The organism is Fibrobacter sp. UWH4 (genome assembly GCF_900142475.1).
Classification (GTDB): domain Bacteria; phylum Fibrobacterota; class Fibrobacteria; order Fibrobacterales; family Fibrobacteraceae; genus Fibrobacter.
The window spans coordinates 1-16,302 of sequence record NZ_FRAY01000012.1; the positions used below are offsets into that span (position 1 = coordinate 1).

General features: G+C 54.4%; 32 protein-coding genes. All 32 read left to right on the plus strand.

Annotated elements, in window-relative coordinates; translation table 11 throughout:
* A partial coding sequence (locus BUA93_RS14485; RefSeq protein WP_139258114.1) for an EF-Tu C-terminal domain-related protein occupies positions 1 to 95 on the plus strand: 95 nt, incomplete at its 5' end.
* Between the two features lie 9 nt (positions 96 to 104).
* Positions 105 to 413 (plus strand): 30S ribosomal protein S10, encoded by a 309-nt coding sequence (gene rpsJ / locus BUA93_RS14490; RefSeq protein WP_072799935.1) that lies wholly within the window; start codon positions 105 to 107, stop codon positions 411 to 413.
* 5 nt (positions 414 to 418) lie between these two features.
* A complete protein-coding gene (rplC, locus tag BUA93_RS14495; RefSeq protein WP_072980618.1) occupies positions 419 to 1,036 on the plus strand; it encodes a 50S ribosomal protein L3 in 618 nt (205 codons plus the stop codon).
* Positions 1,036 to 1,656, plus strand: a complete 621-nt coding sequence (gene rplD, locus BUA93_RS14500) for a 50S ribosomal protein L4 (protein ID WP_072980620.1) — start codon at positions 1,036 to 1,038, stop codon at positions 1,654 to 1,656. Before rplC ends, rplD begins: the two co-directional genes overlap by 1 nt.
* Entirely contained in the window at positions 1,656 to 1,964 is a 309-nt protein-coding gene (gene rplW, locus BUA93_RS14505) for a 50S ribosomal protein L23 (RefSeq protein ID WP_072980622.1), read from the plus strand. Before rplD ends, rplW begins: the two co-directional genes overlap by 1 nt.
* 2 nt (positions 1,965 to 1,966) lie before the next feature.
* Complete coding sequence (gene rplB / locus BUA93_RS14510) at positions 1,967 to 2,797, plus strand: 50S ribosomal protein L2 (protein ID WP_072980624.1); 831 nt, start codon at positions 1,967 to 1,969, stop codon at positions 2,795 to 2,797.
* 3 nt (positions 2,798 to 2,800) lie between these two features.
* Entirely contained in the window at positions 2,801 to 3,085 is a 285-nt protein-coding gene (gene rpsS, locus BUA93_RS14515; protein WP_072980626.1) for a 30S ribosomal protein S19, read from the plus strand.
* A complete protein-coding gene (gene rplV, locus BUA93_RS14520; protein WP_072799941.1) occupies positions 3,085 to 3,432 on the plus strand; it encodes a 50S ribosomal protein L22 in 348 nt (115 codons plus the stop codon). Before rpsS ends, rplV begins: the two co-directional genes overlap by 1 nt.
* A 5-nt stretch (positions 3,433 to 3,437) precedes the next feature.
* Positions 3,438 to 4,097: a 30S ribosomal protein S3 gene (rpsC, locus tag BUA93_RS14525; protein ID WP_072980628.1), complete on the plus strand. Its 660-nt coding sequence runs from the start codon at positions 3,438 to 3,440 to the stop codon at positions 4,095 to 4,097.
* Positions 4,098 to 4,099: 2 nt separating this feature from the next.
* Complete coding sequence (gene rplP / locus BUA93_RS14530; RefSeq protein ID WP_072980630.1) at positions 4,100 to 4,513, plus strand: 50S ribosomal protein L16; 414 nt, start codon at positions 4,100 to 4,102, stop codon at positions 4,511 to 4,513.
* Positions 4,513 to 4,704, plus strand: coding sequence for a 50S ribosomal protein L29 (gene rpmC / locus BUA93_RS14535; RefSeq protein ID WP_072799944.1), 192 nt, complete (start codon positions 4,513 to 4,515; stop codon positions 4,702 to 4,704). Before rplP ends, rpmC begins: the two co-directional genes overlap by 1 nt.
* Positions 4,705 to 4,722: 18 nt before the next feature.
* The gene (rpsQ, locus tag BUA93_RS14540) at positions 4,723 to 4,977 is read left to right on the plus strand and encodes a 30S ribosomal protein S17 (protein ID WP_072980632.1); all 255 of its coding nucleotides are present in this window, start codon (positions 4,723 to 4,725) and stop codon (positions 4,975 to 4,977) included.
* Positions 4,978 to 4,998: 21 nt separating this feature from the next.
* Complete coding sequence (rplN, locus tag BUA93_RS14545; RefSeq protein ID WP_072799946.1) at positions 4,999 to 5,367, plus strand: 50S ribosomal protein L14; 369 nt, start codon at positions 4,999 to 5,001, stop codon at positions 5,365 to 5,367.
* A complete protein-coding gene (gene rplX, locus BUA93_RS14550) occupies positions 5,367 to 5,666 on the plus strand; it encodes a 50S ribosomal protein L24 (RefSeq protein WP_072980634.1) in 300 nt (99 codons plus the stop codon). Before rplN ends, rplX begins: the two co-directional genes overlap by 1 nt.
* 9 nt (positions 5,667 to 5,675) lie before the next feature.
* On the plus strand, positions 5,676 to 6,215 hold the full coding sequence (gene rplE / locus BUA93_RS14555) for a 50S ribosomal protein L5 (RefSeq protein ID WP_072980636.1): 540 nt from the start codon (positions 5,676 to 5,678) through the stop codon (positions 6,213 to 6,215).
* Between the two features lie 9 nt (positions 6,216 to 6,224).
* A complete protein-coding gene (locus BUA93_RS14560; RefSeq protein ID WP_072980638.1) occupies positions 6,225 to 6,410 on the plus strand; it encodes a type Z 30S ribosomal protein S14 in 186 nt (61 codons plus the stop codon).
* 13 nt (positions 6,411 to 6,423) lie between these two features.
* Positions 6,424 to 6,819 carry a 30S ribosomal protein S8 gene (rpsH, locus tag BUA93_RS14565; protein WP_072980640.1) on the plus strand — a complete coding sequence of 132 codons (396 nt, stop codon included), beginning with the start codon at positions 6,424 to 6,426 and terminating at the stop codon, positions 6,817 to 6,819.
* Between the two features lie 2 nt (positions 6,820 to 6,821).
* Positions 6,822 to 7,361, plus strand: coding sequence for a 50S ribosomal protein L6 (gene rplF, locus BUA93_RS14570; RefSeq protein WP_072980715.1), 540 nt, complete (start codon positions 6,822 to 6,824; stop codon positions 7,359 to 7,361).
* 9 nt (positions 7,362 to 7,370) lie between these two features.
* A complete protein-coding gene (gene rplR / locus BUA93_RS14575) occupies positions 7,371 to 7,742 on the plus strand; it encodes a 50S ribosomal protein L18 (protein WP_072980642.1) in 372 nt (123 codons plus the stop codon).
* A gap of 11 nt (positions 7,743 to 7,753) precedes the next feature.
* Complete coding sequence (gene rpsE / locus BUA93_RS14580) at positions 7,754 to 8,236, plus strand: 30S ribosomal protein S5 (RefSeq protein ID WP_072799952.1); 483 nt, start codon at positions 7,754 to 7,756, stop codon at positions 8,234 to 8,236.
* A gap of 13 nt (positions 8,237 to 8,249) precedes the next feature.
* A complete protein-coding gene (gene rpmD, locus BUA93_RS14585) occupies positions 8,250 to 8,429 on the plus strand; it encodes a 50S ribosomal protein L30 (protein ID WP_072799953.1) in 180 nt (59 codons plus the stop codon).
* 1 nt (position 8,430) lies between these two features.
* Positions 8,431 to 8,871 carry a 50S ribosomal protein L15 gene (rplO, locus tag BUA93_RS14590; protein ID WP_072980644.1) on the plus strand — a complete coding sequence of 147 codons (441 nt, stop codon included), beginning with the start codon at positions 8,431 to 8,433 and terminating at the stop codon, positions 8,869 to 8,871.
* Positions 8,871 to 10,232, plus strand: coding sequence for a preprotein translocase subunit SecY (secY, locus tag BUA93_RS14595; RefSeq protein ID WP_072980646.1), 1,362 nt, complete (start codon positions 8,871 to 8,873; stop codon positions 10,230 to 10,232). The genes rplO and secY overlap by 1 nt, the downstream gene beginning before the upstream one ends.
* Positions 10,232 to 10,450, plus strand: coding sequence for a translation initiation factor IF-1 (gene infA, locus BUA93_RS14600; protein WP_014546098.1), 219 nt, complete (start codon positions 10,232 to 10,234; stop codon positions 10,448 to 10,450). The genes secY and infA overlap by 1 nt, the downstream gene beginning before the upstream one ends.
* Positions 10,451 to 10,478: 28 nt before the next feature.
* A complete protein-coding gene (rpmJ, locus tag BUA93_RS14605; protein ID WP_014546097.1) occupies positions 10,479 to 10,595 on the plus strand; it encodes a 50S ribosomal protein L36 in 117 nt (38 codons plus the stop codon).
* Between the two features lie 9 nt (positions 10,596 to 10,604).
* A complete protein-coding gene (rpsM, locus tag BUA93_RS14610; protein ID WP_072799956.1) occupies positions 10,605 to 10,973 on the plus strand; it encodes a 30S ribosomal protein S13 in 369 nt (122 codons plus the stop codon).
* An 11-nt stretch (positions 10,974 to 10,984) separates the two neighbouring features.
* Positions 10,985 to 11,425, plus strand: coding sequence for a 30S ribosomal protein S11 (gene rpsK, locus BUA93_RS14615; RefSeq protein ID WP_083564584.1), 441 nt, complete (start codon positions 10,985 to 10,987; stop codon positions 11,423 to 11,425).
* 18 nt (positions 11,426 to 11,443) lie between these two features.
* Positions 11,444 to 12,418, plus strand: a complete 975-nt coding sequence (locus BUA93_RS14620; protein WP_072980648.1) for a DNA-directed RNA polymerase subunit alpha — start codon at positions 11,444 to 11,446, stop codon at positions 12,416 to 12,418.
* A 2-nt stretch (positions 12,419 to 12,420) separates the two neighbouring features.
* A complete protein-coding gene (gene rplQ, locus BUA93_RS14625) occupies positions 12,421 to 12,885 on the plus strand; it encodes a 50S ribosomal protein L17 (protein WP_072980650.1) in 465 nt (154 codons plus the stop codon).
* 77 nt (positions 12,886 to 12,962) lie between these two features.
* On the plus strand, positions 12,963 to 13,907 hold the full coding sequence (locus tag BUA93_RS14630; RefSeq protein ID WP_139258115.1) for an acyltransferase family protein: 945 nt from the start codon (positions 12,963 to 12,965) through the stop codon (positions 13,905 to 13,907).
* A gap of 4 nt (positions 13,908 to 13,911) precedes the next feature.
* On the plus strand, positions 13,912 to 15,087 hold the full coding sequence (locus BUA93_RS14635) for a polysaccharide biosynthesis/export family protein (protein ID WP_072980654.1): 1,176 nt from the start codon (positions 13,912 to 13,914) through the stop codon (positions 15,085 to 15,087).
* 6 nt (positions 15,088 to 15,093) lie between these two features.
* Entirely contained in the window at positions 15,094 to 16,299 is a 1,206-nt protein-coding gene (locus tag BUA93_RS14640; protein WP_072980656.1) for a GumC domain-containing protein, read from the plus strand.
* Positions 16,300 to 16,302 lie beyond the last annotated feature (3 nt).

A 16,302-nucleotide genomic window follows, 5' to 3' on the forward strand; every position in this document is an offset into this window, starting at 1 on the left:
TCGCCCCGGTGGCAATGGAAAAGCAGCTCCGCTTCGCAATCCGCGAAGGTGGCCGTACCGTTGGCGCTGGCTCCGTAACCGAAATCATCAAGTAAGGAATTATCATGGCTGGTGAACGCATTCGTATTCGCTTGAAGAGCTTCGACCATCGTATGATCGACCGCTCCGCTCAAGACATCGTGAATACAGCTAAGAACACTGGGGCACGCATTGCCGGCCCCATCCCTCTTCCGACGAAGATCCAGAAGTATACGGTGATTCGCTCTCCGCATATCAACAAGACTTCCCGTGAACAGTTCGAATCCCGTACGCACAAGCGTCTGATCGACATCCTTGATGCTACGCCGCAGACTGTAGATTCCCTCATGAAACTTGACTTGCCGGCAGGCGTTGAAGTCGAAATTAAGGTTTAATAACAATGAACGGTATTCTCGCAAAGAAATTGGGAATGACCCAAGTGTTCACGGAACAGGGCGAACGCGTCCCTGTAACGGTTCTCGAAGCCGGTCCGTGCGTGGTCGTTTGCCATAAGACAGAAGAGAAGGACGGCTACACTGCTGTCCAGATCGGCTTTGGTCTCAAGAAAGAACAGCGCGCCAACAAGGCAGAAATCGGCCACTTCAAGAAGGCTGATGTCGCTGTTCGTGAACACCTCGCTGAATTCGATGTCGCTGATCTCGAAGCCTGGCCGGTTGGCAAGGAATTCGGTGCAGCTGACTTCGCCGATGTGAAGATGGTGAATGTCTCTGGCCTCTCCAAGGGTCACGGCTTCTCCGGTACCATCAAGCGCCATAACTTCCACAGCGGTCCTCGTTCTCACGGTACGCACAACATGCGCGAACCGGGTGGTACGTCCGCTCACTCTTATCCGGGCCGCGTTTTCCCGGGCAAGCGTATGGCCGGTCAGTTCGGTAACAAGAAAGTGACCGTGAAGCACCTCCAGGTCGTCAAGGTTGACGGCGACCGCAACCTGATCTTTGTCCGCGGTGCAGTTCCCGGTGCAAAGAACAGCATCATCGTGGTGAGGAAAGACTAATGGCTACAGCAAAGCTTTTCGCCGCTACTGGCGATTTCAAGAATGATATTCAGCTCCCGGCCATGTTCGATCAGGAAGTCAACAAGGTCTGCATGTACTTGCATATCAAGGCTATTCTGAACAACAACCGTCAGGGCACTGCCCAGACCAAGAACAAGTCCGCCGTTAGCGGTGGTGGTCAGAAGCCCTGGAAGCAGAAGGGTACGGGCCGCGCTCGTTCCGGTCAGAACACCTCTGCAGTGTGGGTTCGTGGTGCCAAGGCTCATGGTCCGAAGTCCCATGACTACTTTGAAAAGGTGAACAAGAAGGTCAAGAAGATCGCTTTCCGCTCTGCTCTCGCTGCTAAGGCTGCCGAAGGCAAGGTGCAGGTGTTCGAAGCTCTCGCTTTCGACGCCCCGAAGACCAAGGATCTCCTCGCCGTCCTTTCTAAGGCCGGTCTCGAACAGCGCAACGCTCTCTTCCTCGTGAGCGAAGCTGACAAGAACCTTTACCTGTCTTCTAACAACATTCCTTGGTGCCGTTGCGCCCGCGTTGCCGATGTCAACACTTACGACATCGTTCGCGCCAACAACGTCGTCATCTCCCAGGCAGCTCTCGCCGAACTGGAAGGAGGCCGCTAATGAGTGAACTTCACGAAATCCTCGTTGCACCGCACATTACCGAAGAGACCATGAAGAACATGGTCAACAAGCGTAACGACGTGCACAAGTATGTTTTCAAGGTTGCCAAGACCGCAACGAAGACCGAGATCAAGGACGCCATCGAAAAGCGTTTCAATGTCAAGGTCGATTCCGTCAACACCCTTATCAACCGCGGCAAGATGAAGCGCGTTCGTATGGGCATGGTCGCCGGCAAGAAGTCCAACTGGAAGAAGGCCTACATCACGCTTAAGGCCGGGCAAAAGATTGCCGAGTTCGAAGGAGTATAATCATGGGTCTGAAGTCTTATCGCCCGCTTACCCCGACGCTGCGCTACAAGCAGATTGGTGACCGCAAGGAAATCACTGCGGACAAGCCGTACAAGCCGCTCACCGAAGGCATCAAGCGTAGCTCCGGCCGTAACAACGCCGGTGAAATCACCTCCCGCCGTCGCGGTGGTGGTCACAAGAAACTGTATCGTATCATCGACTTCAAGCGCAAGTTCGCAGGCATCCCCTGCACGGTTGAAACGATCGAATACGATCCGAACCGTTCCGCTCGTATCGCCCTGGTCAAGTACCAGAACGGCAAGCGCTGCTACATCATCGCCCCGGCCGAAATCAAGGTCGGTGACGTGCTGAATTCCGGCGAAGGTGCCGAATTCCGCGTGGGTAACGCTATTCCGCTCCGCGATATTCCGCTGAACACCATTATCCACAACATCGAAATGAAACCGGGCAAGGGTGCCCAGATCGCCCGTTCCGCCGGTGCCGGTGCAGAACTGGTTGCCAAGGACGGAAAGCTCTGCCAGGTCAAGCTCCCGAGTGGCGAAGTTCGCTACATTCCGGAAGAATGCCTCGCAGTCGTCGGTCAGGTTTCCAATATCGATCACATGAATGAATCCTCGGGTTCTGCTGGCCGCTCTCGCTGGCTCGGTATTCGCCCGTCCGTCCGTGGTGTCGTTATGAACCCGGTCGATCACCCCCTTGGTGGTGGTGAAGGTCGTACCTCTGGTGGTCGTCATCCGTGCTCTCCTTGGGGTAAGAACTCTAAGGGTGCCAAAACTCGTAACAATAAGCGTACCGATAAGTTTATCGTACGTCGTCGTCAGAAGAGGGCCTAATTCATGTCCAGATCCCTTAAAAAAGGCGCTTTCGTGGATTCCCACGTTTTGAGCAAAGCCCAGGCGATGGCCGGTTCCGACAAGAAACAGGCTATCAAGACCTGGTCCCGTCGTTCCACCATCATTCCTGATATGGTCGGACTTACGTTCTCCGTCTATAACGGCAAGCAGTTCATCCCCGTCTACGTGACCGAAAACATGGTCGGCCACAAGCTGGGTGAATTCTCCATGACCCGCACTTTCCGCGGTCACCGTAAGACTGAAACCGCCGCTGGAGGAAAGAAATAATGCAAGCTGTTGCTAAAGTGAAAAACGTCCGTTACGGCGTCCGCAAGCTCCGTCGCGTTGTCGACCTGGTTCGCGGCAAGTCCGTTGCAGAAGCATTCGCAATGCTTTCTATTCTCCACACGCAGACCAAGGGTGCCCCGCTGGTCGAAAATGCTCTGAAGTCCGCTGTCGCTAACTTCAAGCAGAAGGCCGCTGGTGCCGTTGCCGCCGAAGAACTGGTCGTCAAGACCATCACTGCCGACGGTGGTACCATCATGAAGCGTATCCACCCGCGTTCCCAGGGCCGTGCTTTCCGTATCGAAAAGCCGCTCTCTCACATCACAGTCGTTGTGGCCAACAAGGAGTAATTACAATGGGTCAGAAAACTCATCCGAATGGTCTTCGTCTTGGCGTTATCCGCGGCTGGGAATCCAAGTGGTATGCCGAAGACAAGTTTGCCGATCTTCTTTATGAAGACATCGTGCTCCGTCGCTACTTGATGAAGCGTTTCGAACATGCCTCCCTCTCCAAGGTCGGCATCGAACGTACCGTCAAGAAGGTGAACGTGAACCTCTTTACCGCCCGTCCGGGTATCGTGATCGGCCGTAAGGGCGAAGAATTGGAGAAGCTCAAGGGCGAACTCCAGTTCCTCACCGGTAAAGAAATCTATATTAACGTCCAGGAAATCAAGCGTCCCGAAACGGATGCCAAGCTGGTTGCCGAAAACATTGCACGTCAGCTCGAAAAGCGTATTTCCTTCCGTCGCGCCATGAAGCGCGCCATCCAGTCCGCTATGCGCATGGGTGTGGAAGGTATCAAGGTGCAGTGCGGTGGCCGTCTCGGTGGTGCCGAAATTGCCCGCGTCGAAAAGTATGCCGAAGGCCGCGTGCCTCTGCACACTCTCCGTGCCGACATCGACTACGCTACTGCAATCGCCAAGACCGTTTATGGTGCCATCGGTATCAAGGTCTGGATCATGCACGGCGAAAAGATTGGCAAGGACGTCATGAACGATAACAAGAGAGAGAAGTAATTATGCTGAGTCCTAAAAGAACATTACATCGTAAGCAGATGAAAGGCCGCATGAAGGGCATTGCCTCCCGCGGCAATTCCATCGCCTTCGGCGAATTCGGCATTCAGGCTCTTGAAAAGTGCTGGCTGACTGCTCGTCAGATTGAAGCCGCTCGTATCGCCATGACCCGTAAGATCAAGCGCGGTGGCCGCGTCTGGATCCGCGTCTTCCCCGACAAGCCGGTTACCCGTCACCCCGCTGAAGCCCGTATGGGTAAGGGTAAGGGCGCCGTCGAATTCTGGGCAGCCGTTATCCTCCCGGGTCGCATCATTTTCGAAATGGGTGGTGTCGAACGTGAACTGGCCATGGAAGCTCTCCATGTCGCAGCACAGAAGCTCCCCCTCAAGTGCAAAATCATCGAAGAATCGGAGATCTAATGAAGGCACGTGAATTAAAGGAACTGGGCGTTGACCAGCTCAAGGAAAAACTGGCTCAGTTGAATCTCGATTTGTTCAATTACCGTATGGCTGCCAAGCTCGGTAACTTGGAAAAACCCTCTTCGATCCGCAATACCCGCAAGGATATCGCTAGGGTCAAGACCATCCTCACCGAAAAGGCCAAGGCATAAGCCGGGCAGGAGCAGGAAATGGATAGAAACCTTCGTAAGGTAAGACAGGGTGTCGTCAGCTCTGACAAGATGGACAAGACCATCACCGTCGTAGTTGAAAACCGTAAGCGTCACCCGGTGTACAACAAGATCATGACCACCACCAAGAAGCTCAAGGCTCACGATGAAAACAACGAAGCCGGCGAAGGCGACCTGGTGGAAATCATGGAAACTCGTCCGCTCTCTGCAACGAAGCGCTGGCGCCTCGTTCGCATTGTAGCTAAGAAGAAATAATCGTTTTGGAGTAAGGCGAATATGATTCAAGAAGAAACCAGACTCGTCGTGGCCGATAACAGTGGAGCCAAGGAAGTCGCCTGCATCCGCGTTTTGGGTGGCACCAACCGTCGCTATGCCAGCATCGGTGATGTCATCAAGGTTGCCGTCAAGGACGCAATCCCCCAGAGCAAGGTGAAGAAGGGTTCCGTAGCTGACGCCGTCGTCGTTCGCACGCGCAAGGAAATCGCACGTCCGGATGGAACGTTCATCCGTTTCTCGGACAATGCCGTGGTTCTCATCAACAAGGATGGTGAACCCCGTGGAACCCGTATTTTTGGACCGGTGGCTCGTGAGCTCCGCGACAAGAAATACATGAAGATCATCTCCCTCGCACCTGAGGTTCTCTAATGGCAAACATCAAGAAGAATGATAACGTCAAGGTGATTTCCGGTGCCAACAAGGGCAAGACCGGCACCGTGATTAGTGTCAAGGATGGCAAGGTGACCGTTTCGGGCGTGAACGTCCGCAAGCGTCATGAAAAGCCGTCCCAGACCAATCAGACGGGTGGCATCATCGAAAAGGAACTGCCGATCGACATTTCCAACGTGATGCTTCTCGAAGGCAACACTCCTGTCCGTACACGTATCGTGCGCGAAGCCGGCAAGAAGGCTTCCCGCGTGAGCGTCAAGTCCGGCAAGGCTATCTAGAGGTAACACATGAACCAGATGAAGCAATTTTATCTCGAAAAAGTCGTTCCGGCCTTGCAGCAGAAGTTTGCTTACAAGAACGTGATGGAAATTCCCCGCCTCCAGAAGATCGTGCTCAACATGGGTGTCGGCGCTGCCGCCTCTAACCGCAAGATCCTGGATGAAGCCGTCGATACCCTGACCGCCATTACCGGTCAGAAGGCCGTCGTCACCAACGCCAAGAAGGCTATCGCCCAGTTCCACCTGCGCGAAGGCATTGGCATCGGTGCCAAGGTCACCCTGCACGGCGACAACATGTGGGACTTCCTCTTCCGTCTCATCAACATCGACCTTCCGCGTGTCCGTGACTTCCGTGGTCTCGCACGCCGTGGCTTTGATGGCATGGGTAACTTCACCCTCGGCATCAAGGAACAGACCATCTTTGTTGAAATCGACATTGACAAGATTTCTCGTACTTTCGGTATGGACATCTCCTTCGTGACCTCTGCAAAGACGGACGACGAAGGCCGCGCCCTGCTTGAAGAACTTGGACTCCCCTTCAGGAAGTAAGGTAATACCATGGCAAGCAAAAGAATGATTGAAAAATGCAAGCGTACTCCGAAGTATACCGTTCGTGGGTACAACCGTTGCAAGCGTTGCGGTAGGCCGCACGCCTTTATGCGCCGCTTTGGCCTTTGCCGTATTTGCTTCCGCGAAATGGCACTCGCCGGCGAAATCCCCGGTATCACAAAGTCGTCTTGGTAAGGAGAGTATACTCATGGCAATGACAGATCCTATCGCCGATATGCTCACCCGTATCCGCAATGCCGCTTCGGCAAAGCTCCCCGTGGTGGACATTCCTGCCAGCAACTTGAAGCGTGAAATCGCTCGCGTGTTGCAGGAAAAAGGTTTCATTAAAAAGTTCGTCGTCGTCGATGACGGTAAGCAGGGCGTTCTCAAGGTCCTCCTCCGTTACACGAAGGGCGAATCCGCAATCCAGGGCATCCAGCGCATTTCGTCGCCTGGTCTGCGTCACTACGTTGACGCCGCCAAGCTTCCGCGCGTCCGTAACGGCCTTGGCTATGCTATCATCTCCACATCTAAAGGCGTGATGACCGACCACGAAGCCCGCAAGGAAAACGTGGGTGGTGAAGTCATCGCAAAGGTATGGTAAAGATGTCCCGTATCGGTAAAGCTATTATCAATATCCCGGCCGGCGTGAAAGTCGCCGTCAATGGTCAGAACATCAAGGTTGAAGGTCCTCTCGGCAAGCTCGAGACCGACGTTCATGAACTGATTGCAATCAAGCTCGAAGGCAACCAGCTTTCCTTCTCCCGTCCTGACGATCAGAAGTTCACCCGTGCCATCCACGGCACCACCCGCGCTCTCGTCGCCAACATGGTCGAAGGCGTGACCAAGGGTTTCCAGAAGACGCTCGAAATCGTGGGCGTTGGCTACCGTGTTGAACAGAAGGGCAAGGACCTCAACCTGGTTCTCGGCTTCTCTCACCCGGTCATCTTCAAGGCTCCCGAAGGTGTCGAACTCAAGGCTCTCGACCCGCTGAAGATCTCCATCAAGGGCATCGACAAGCAGAAGGTCGGCCAAGCTGCGGCAGAAATCCGCAAGTACCGCAAGCCTGAACCGTATAAGGGCAAGGGCATCAAGTACGAAGGCGAAATTGTCCGTCGTAAGCAAGGTAAGAAGACAGGTAAATAAGGGTAAACTATGACTGCAATTGCTAAGAAAAGAATCCAGTCCAGAATCGCACGCCACGAACGTGTGCGCAAGTCTGTTGTCGGAACTGCAGAATGCCCTCGTTTGGCTGTTCGCCGTTCCTTGTCCCACATGGTAGCCCAGATTATCGACGACGAAAACAACAAGTCTCTCGTCCAGCTCACCACCACCGCCAAGGAATTCCAGGCTAAGTTCGGTGAAATGACGAAGTCGGAACAGAGCAAGCAGCTCGGTCTCCAGATTGCTGAAGTCGCTAAGTCCAAGGGCATTGAATCCGTGGTCTTTGACCGCGGCGGTTACATCTATCACGGTCGCGTTCAGGCTCTCGCTGAGGGAGCTCGTGAAGGCGGACTCAAATTCTAGTGAGGTACACTTTGGAACGCGAAGCTCAAGTTTCTGAATTTGAAGACAAGGTTGTACACATCAACCGTTGCGCGAAAACCGTCAAGGGCGGTCGCCGCATGTCCTTCTCCGCTCTCGTTGTCGTCGGCAACAAGAACGGCAAGGTCGGTGTCGGTCTCGGCAAGGCTAAGGAAGTTTCCGAAGCCATCCGTAAGGGTACCGAAGCCGCTCAGCGCAACATCGTTGAAGTGCAGCTCCTCGACGGCACCATCCCCCACGACATCGAAGTCAAGAGCGGCGCAACCCGCATCCTCTTGATGCCGGCTGCCCCGGGTACTGGTGTTATCGCCGGTGCCGCTGCCCGTGCCGTTCTCGAACTGGCCGGTGTGCGCAACATCCTCACCAAGATTCACGGTTCTTCCAACCCGAGCACTGTCGTGAGCGCCTGCCTCGAAGGTCTCTTGGCTCAGAAGAACAAACAGGACTGCGCCGCTCTCCGCGGTGCCAATGCCTAAGGAGTAATACACGATGAAGAAAGTTCGTATTACTTTGATTAAGGGTACTGTCCGTCGTCTCCCGATGCACCGCGCTAACGTGGCTGCTCTCGGCCTCCGCAAGATCGGACAGTCTGTTGAACACGTTTTGACCCCCAGCATCCAGGGCATGATCAATGCCGTGGCTGACATGGTGAAGGTCGAGGAGATCTAAGATGGAACTCAATACTCTCAATCCTGGCAAGGCTGCCAAGGGCAAGAGCCGCAAGCGCATTGGTCGCGGTCCGGGTTCCGGTTGGGGCACCACCGCTGGCCGTGGTCAGAAGGGTGCCGGCGCTCGTAAGAGTGCACGGGCCGGTCGCGTCGCTTTCGAAGGCGGCCAGATGCCGATCCACCGTCGCATCCCGAAGCGTGGCTTCAAGCACGCCGGTGTTGAATTCCAGATCGTTAACCTCAAGAAGCTCGCTTCTTGCAGCGTGACGGACTTCGACGCCCAGGCTCTGTTTGACCAGGGTTTCATCAAGAACATCGAACTGCCGGTCAAGGTCCTCGCTTTTGGTACCATCGACAAGGCAATCAATGTAAAGGTTAACGCCATCAGCGAAAAGGCCAAGGCCATGATCGAAGCTGCTGGCGGCAAAGTCGAGATCGTCTAATGGAAGCTCTCAAGAAAGCTATCGATGCGTTCGCCAATGCGTTCAAGATCGAGGACCTGCGTAAAAAGCTCCTTTTTACGCTCGGTGTTCTGATCATCTATCGCCTTGGCGCTCACATCACCATCCCCGGAGTGAATTCTGCCGTTCTGGCGGAGTTCTTCCGTAACTCGAATAATTTGTTCGGCCTGTATGACTCCTTCACGGGCGGTGCGTTCGCCAAGGCGACCATCTTTGCCCTGGGTATCATGCCGTACATCAGCGCGAGCATCATCATCCAGTTGATGGGCTCCGTGATTCCCGCTATCCAGATGCTTCAGAAGGAAGGTCAGGAGGGGCGCGCTAGGCTGAACCAATATACCCGTTACTTTACGGTAGCACTCGCTGCCTTGCAGGGATGGGGCATTTCTGTGTGGCTTTCGTCCCTTAAGGTGACAACCGCTACCGGTGCCGGAGTGTCTGTCTTGGCTGATGACTTCTCCTCTGGTGCCGGAAACATCGGTTTCCGCTTACTAGCTACCCTGACCTTCACCGCTGGTACGATCTTCGTGATGTACCTGGGCGAGCAGATTACCTCGCACGGTGTGGGTAACGGTATTTCTCTTATCATCTTCGCCGGTATCGTCGGCGGCCTTCCGCGGGCTGCCCTTGCAGAATTCGAAATGTTTAAGGAAGATATCCAGCCGCTCGCCATCGAGATCTTCATTCTCGCTGTCGTCGTGCTGATTATCGGCTTTATCGTATTCGTCGAGCAAGCGAACCGTCGCATTCCACTCCAAAGTCCTCGCAGGACGGTCGGCTCCAAGGTCGTGGGCGGTCAGTCCAGCTATCTGCCTTTCAAGGTGAATACCGCTGGCGTGATTCCCGTGATTTTCGCAAGCTGCATCATGTTCATTCCGGCCATGATCGCTTCCTGGTTCCCGAACGTTTCCGCGATGCAGTCCTTTGCGGCTGCGTTCATCCCGGGTCACATTACCTACAGTGTGATCTTCGCTCTCCTGATTATATTCTTCACCTACTTCTACACGGCAATCCAGTACAACCCTAACGACATTGCCGAAAACCTCAAGAGAAGTGGTGGATTTATACCGGGAATCCGTCCGGGTAACGAAACTGCAAGGTACATAGACCACGTTCTCACGAGAATTTCTTTGCCTGGATCGCTTTTCCTCGCTTTAATCAGCGTTGGTCCGCTCCATCTCAAAGACGCACTCAATATGAGTTTCTATATTGGGGGCACCTCGGTACTTATCGTGGTCGGTGTGGCGCTGGATACGCTCCGTCAACTCGAAGCCCAGTTGCATACCAAGAATTATGAAGGTTTCCTCAAGCATGGCCGCATTCGCGGCAGGATGGCGTCTTAGTGGCTAAAGAAGAAGGAATACAAGTAGAAGGTGTTGTGTTGGAAGCTCTTCCCAACGCCTTCTTCCGTGTCCAGCTTGGAAATGGCCACGAGATTCTCGCTCATGTTTCAGGAAAAATGCGTCGGCATTTCATTCGAATTTTGCCGGACGACAAAGTGTTGGTAGAGATTTCCCCCTACGACCTCAATCGTGGGCGAATCACATACCGTTACAAGTAATAGGTATTTTCAAAGAAAGGTCAAACCTATGAAAATCAAAGCCTCCATCAAACCCAGATGTGAAAACTGCAAGATCATCCGCCGCAAGGGTGTATTGCGCATCATCTGTTCGAAGAACCCCCGTCACAAGCAGAAGCAGGGATAAGGAGATCGTATGGCACGTATCGCTGGTGTCGATTTACCGAAAAACAAGACCGTCGAGTACGGTCTGACGGCAATCTATGGTGTCGGTCTGTTCACCGCTAACAAGGTCTGTGCTCAGCTGGGCATCGACAAGAACAAGAAGTGTGACGACCTGACTGAAGAAGAACAAGGTAAGATTCGCCATCTCCTCGAAGACGAATACTCCGTGGAAGGTCAGCTCCGCGCAGAAATTACCTTGAACATTAAGCGTCTGCAGGATATTGGCTGCTATCGTGGCATCCGCCACCGCAAGGGCCTTCCGGTCCGCGGTCAGCGCTCCCGTACCAATGCCCGCACTCGTAAGGGCCCCAAGAAGACTGTGGCTAACAAGAAGAAGTAAGGAGATTCATCGTGGCTGAAGAAGAAATTAAGGAAACTGCTGCCGCTGCCGAAGCTCCGGTCGCTGCTGCTACAGAAGAAAAGGTCAAGAAGGGCAAGAAGCGTATTGACATCCAGGGCATCGCCTGCGTGTTCGCTTCCTTCAACAATACAATCGTTTCTATCACCGATGCTCGCGGCAACGTGGTCGCTTGGGGCTCTCCGGGTAACTCCGGTTTCAAGGGCTCTCGCAAGAGCACTCCGTTCGCTGCCCAGCTCGCCGCTGAAGTCGCCGCCCACAAGGCTTTCGACCTCGGTATGCGCAAGGTAGATGTCCGCGTCAAGGGCGCAGGTGGCGGTCGTGAATCCGCTGTCCGTGCTATCAAGAATGCGGGCCTCGAAGTTCTCTCTATTCGAGACGTGACGGGCGTTCCGCACAATGGTTGCCGTCCTAAAAAGAAGAGAAGAGTCTAATTAAAAGAGGTATCGCCAATGATGTGGAAATCACTTCAGATGCCGCGCAGCTTCCAGAAAGTGGAAACCGGCGAAGACGGTCGCTACGCCAAGTTTGTCGTAGAGGCTTTGGAACGTGGCTGGGGTATTACCCTCGGTAACGCCCTCCGTCGCTCGCTCCTTTCCTCTCTGCAGGGTGCGGCTATTGTCTCCGTGAAAATTGAAGGCGTCGATAAGGAATTTTCGACGATTCCGGGTGTGAAGGAAGATGTCACCGACATCATCCTGAATCTCAAGAGCATCCGCGTGAAGCTCCTGTCCGACCACGATGAAACCCTCCGCCTGGACATGTCCGGCGAAGGCGAAGTCACGGCCAAGGACTTCATGGACAATCCGAATGTTGCCATCTTGACTCCGGACGTCCATATCGCTACTTTGAACGGTAACGCATCGCTCTCCCTGGAAGTGAAGATTTCCAGCGGTCGCGGCTACGTCACTGCCGACGAATTGAAGGACAAGGACGCTCCGATCGGCGTGATCGCCATGGACGCCAACTTCAACCCGGTGCAGAAAGTCGCGATGCACATCAGCGATACCCGCGTTGGCCAGAAGACGGACTACAACCGTCTGGAACTGGAAATCACGACTGACGGTTCCATCGATCCGGAAGACGCTCTTGCATACGCTGCAAAGCTCCTCATGGACCACCTGGAAATCTTCATCAACTTCGAAGGCGATCTCGAAAGCCCCGAAGAACTTGAAATGGATGAAGAACGTCAGCGTATCGCCCAGCTCCTGCGCACCCGCGTGGACGACCTGGAACTCTCCGTTCGCTCCAGCAACTGCCTCCGTATGGCTAACATCCATACGATTGGCGAACTTGTGCGCAACAAGGAAAACGATATGCTTAAATACAAGAACTTCGGTCGGAAGTCCTTGGTGGAACTTAACGAGGTGTTGACCTCCATGGGCCTTTCCTTTGGCATGGACGTCGATGACTACTTGAAGGATTAAACATGAGACACGGTGTAAAAAACAAGAAATTGGGTGTGAATGCCCAGCACAAGCGTGCCATCCTCCGCGCTCTTACCACTTCTATTCTTGAGAAGGGCATGGAAGCCGAGCAGAGCAACCGCTACGTGCGCACTACTCTCCACAAGGCTAAGCTCGTCCGCAGCTGCGTGGATCGCATGATCACTTATGCAAAGAAGGGTGACCTCTCTGCACGTCGTGAAGCTTCCCGCTTCGTGATGAGCCCGAAGGCCGTGCAGGACCTGTTCGCAACGATCGGTCCTCGCTATGCTGGCCGTAACGGCGGCTATACCCGTATCATCAAGCTCGGCCCGAACCGCGCTGGTGACGCTTCCGAAATGGCTCTCGTCGGTCTCGTCGAAGACGAAATCGTCGTGAAGGCCAAGAAGGCAGCCGAACCTGCCAAGTCCGAAGCCGTGAGCATGGTCGAAGGCGAAAGCAAGGCATAATTGATCTTTGCAAAAAGATTGAAAAACAGGGGCCGATATGATTCGGTCCCCGTTTTTTATTGAGGAGATCTGGGTTGATGAGAATTGAAACTGCCGACCGTTTGAAGGGTCTATGCATCGTGTTGATGATTGTGGGGCATTGCCTTATTCCCGAGGCGCTTCACGATGCGATCTACCTTTTTCATATCCCGATGTTTTTCTTTATTGCGGGTTTCTTCTTCAAGCCCGCTCCTATAGGGGACAGGCTGCGTTCTGACGCGCGTCGGCTGCTTGTTCCTTATGTTGTCTGTATTCTGGCGGTTTCTTTCAGGTACGGAATAGATTCAGTTCGTTTGGGAGATGGCGAGGCGTTGGTCCGCTACTTGATCAGCGCGCTTGTGGTTGGGCCCGGCATTGATTTTTTGAGGTGGTCTGACCTGGATGTGGGGCCGGTCTGGTTCCTGGTTGCCCTATTCTGGTGCAGGACTGTTTTTAATCTGCTGTTGCGGTTGCGTTATGGTATCGGAATTTCCATAATGCTGGGCGCTTTGTACTGTTGCGCCGGTTCGGTGGTTTGCCTGCCATTTGGGCTGATGCACGGGATGGTGGGACTTTTCTTTGCCGCCATGGGCCGTGTTGCCGCAGGTCACCGGGAGAGGTTCCAGGGCAGGGGGGCGCTGCCTGTTGCCGCGCTGTGTACGGTGCCGGCGTTTTTTATCCATTCATTGGATATGCATACCGGCCTGTTTCCCTGTTACGCTCTAAATCTGGTCGTTTCTGTGGCCGCGTGCAGTCTGCTCTGGAATGTATTCTATGCTGTTGAATCCTCGAATTATAAGATACTGTCGTTTCTGTCCTGGGCAGGTCGGTTCTCCCTGTTGGTGCTCATGGTGCATTATTTCGAGTTCATGGCGCTGTTCTTGAACGAGAAACTTTCTTTCCTGCCTGGATATGCGTTTGTCGCGTTCCGTGTTGGCATGGATTTGGCAGTTTCGTTTGTGCTTTCGAAGATTCCTTTCGTTAGGAAATTTTGTATTTTATAGAAACATGCGTTATTTTGTCTTATTTATAGCTTTTCTGTGCGTATCGGCTTTTGCGGACGATGATTTATTTCAGTCGTCGGGTGCTTTTTCCGCGAGGAAGGGCGGTGTCTCGTCGCGTAGCAGCGCGGCCCTGCAGCCGTCCTTTTCGGAAGTTCCCGTGGACTCCACCTACATTCTCGGGCCAGGCGACTTTCTGGACCTGATGCTCGAGGACAACTACTTGTCGCTGCAGGTGTACCCGGACGGCTCCGTGGCCATCGAGGAATGCGGCGCCGTGGTGGTGGGCGGGCATACGCTTGCCGAGGCTCGCGAGATGATCCTGGACCTAGCGGCCAAGCGCTACAAGCGCGAACAGTGCTTTGTGCAGCTCGCGGCGCTGAAGAAGTTCAAGGTGAATGCGATGGGCGCCATTTCCATGGTGGGCCAGCAGCTGGTGGAACCGCAGACGCGCCTGAGCTATTTCCTGCGCCAGGTGGGCGGTCTCCTTCCGACGGCCAACAACGAGAACATCATGGTCATCCGTGACAACGACACCCTGCATATCGACTACAGCGCCATGTACATGAAGGGAAATTTCGAGGACGACATCATGCTCAAGCAGGGCGACAAGGTTTTCGTCCCGTTCGTGGAAATTAGCGACAACGTGTCCCTGTTGTTCCCGGGCTACAGGACGAGCGTCGCCTACCAGGAAGGCCGCACCCTGCAGGAATACTTTGACCTCGCGGGCGGTGCCCGCATGCAGAACTATGGCTACAAGGCCGTGTGCGTCCGCGAACCGGGGCAGGCTCCCCGCTGGATTACGATTTCCGAGATGAAGCAGACGAAGGTTGCCCCCAATACGGAAGTCGAGTTCACGGTGCAGGACATGCTCGTGTACGTGGGCGGTGCCGTCAACTATATCGGGCGCCATCCGTACGACCCCTCGTGGCACGCAATCGACTACGTGGCCGCATCGGGAATCAACACGATTTCGGGATCCTGGAACCAGATCAAGGTCTGGCGCGGCAAGAACCCCGAGGCGCTCAAGCTGAGCGTGACCGAGGACCAGATTATGCCGGGAGACTATATCGAGGTTCCCAAGAGCCATTACGAATCGTTCAAGGATTTCACCTTGTTCCTCGCGTCGCTCCTGACCGTGATTTCCTCGGCGTTCATCATTTACGTAAACTACAACAACTAGCGTTTTATGGAAAGACAATCCTCCATCGGCTTGATTGAAATCCTTTTGAAGGCGATCAACGGCGACCTGAAGCACTTCAAGTTGTTTTCGGCCATAGTCCTGTTGCCTACGCTTGCCGTTTTTGTGGCGGTCATGTGGGTGATCAAGCCCATGTACGCGGCGACCGCGGTCGTGACGCCTCCGCCCGCCTCGCAGGCATCGCTGAGCGGCCTCAGTTCCATGATGGGTGGGATGTCCGGGATGAGTTCCCTGCTCGGGTTGACCTCGAGCGACGAGGACGCCAACGCGGTTTCCACGATTTTCAATTCCTGGGAACTCCATGACCAGGTCATCCGCGAGTTCAACCTGGCGGAGCATTACGAGTTCGACGGAAGGTTCCATGCCGATCTTCTTAAAAAGTTCCGCAAGCACTTTGGTGTCGAAATGAACAAGGACGACATGTTCGCGGTTTCGATGGAGGACGAGGACTACAAGCTTGCCGCAAGGATGGTCTCGTTCATGCTCGAGAAGGCGGATTCCGCGTTCAACGCGTTCAAGACGGCGCAGGCGAAGCAGTCCAGGGAATATTTCCAGTCGAGGCTCGACAGCTGCGAACACGCGCTGGATTCGCTCCTCGAGGATTTCGTGAAGTTCCAGGTGGATAACGATTTCTACGATCCCGAGATACAGCTCGAATCGACTCTCAAGTACATGAGCTCGTTGCAGGCGAAGCGCGAGGAAGTGGCGATGGAGCTCGCCTTCGAGAAGGCGGACCGCGGCACGGGCAGCAAGCGTTACGATGAACTCAGCAAGCGCTACAGCAGCGTGAATACCGCGTTGCATGGCGCCCTGAACGGCAAGAACCGCAACGTGGGCATGGTCGCCCTCAAGAAGTCTCCGGGGCTCGGCCTCGAGTACATGCGCCGCGAGAACGAGATTCGCGTGCAGGAGGCGATGTACAAGCTGCTCCGCCAGCAGAGCGAGCAGATGAAGCTTGAAGAAGCGAAGATGCTGACGAACCTCCACATCCTGGAGGCTCCCTGGGAAAACGACAAGAAGATCTACCCGCTCCGTGGCGTGACGCTCGTCTTCACCTTTGCCGTCGCCGTGCTCCTGGGAACGATCCTTTGCAACCTGCTCGTCTACTTCGAGGAGGAAGAACGCAAGGGTTCCGATGTCGCCCGTGAATGGATCGCCTTCAAGGGATTTTTCCGCAGGAAATCCAAGGGATAGTTG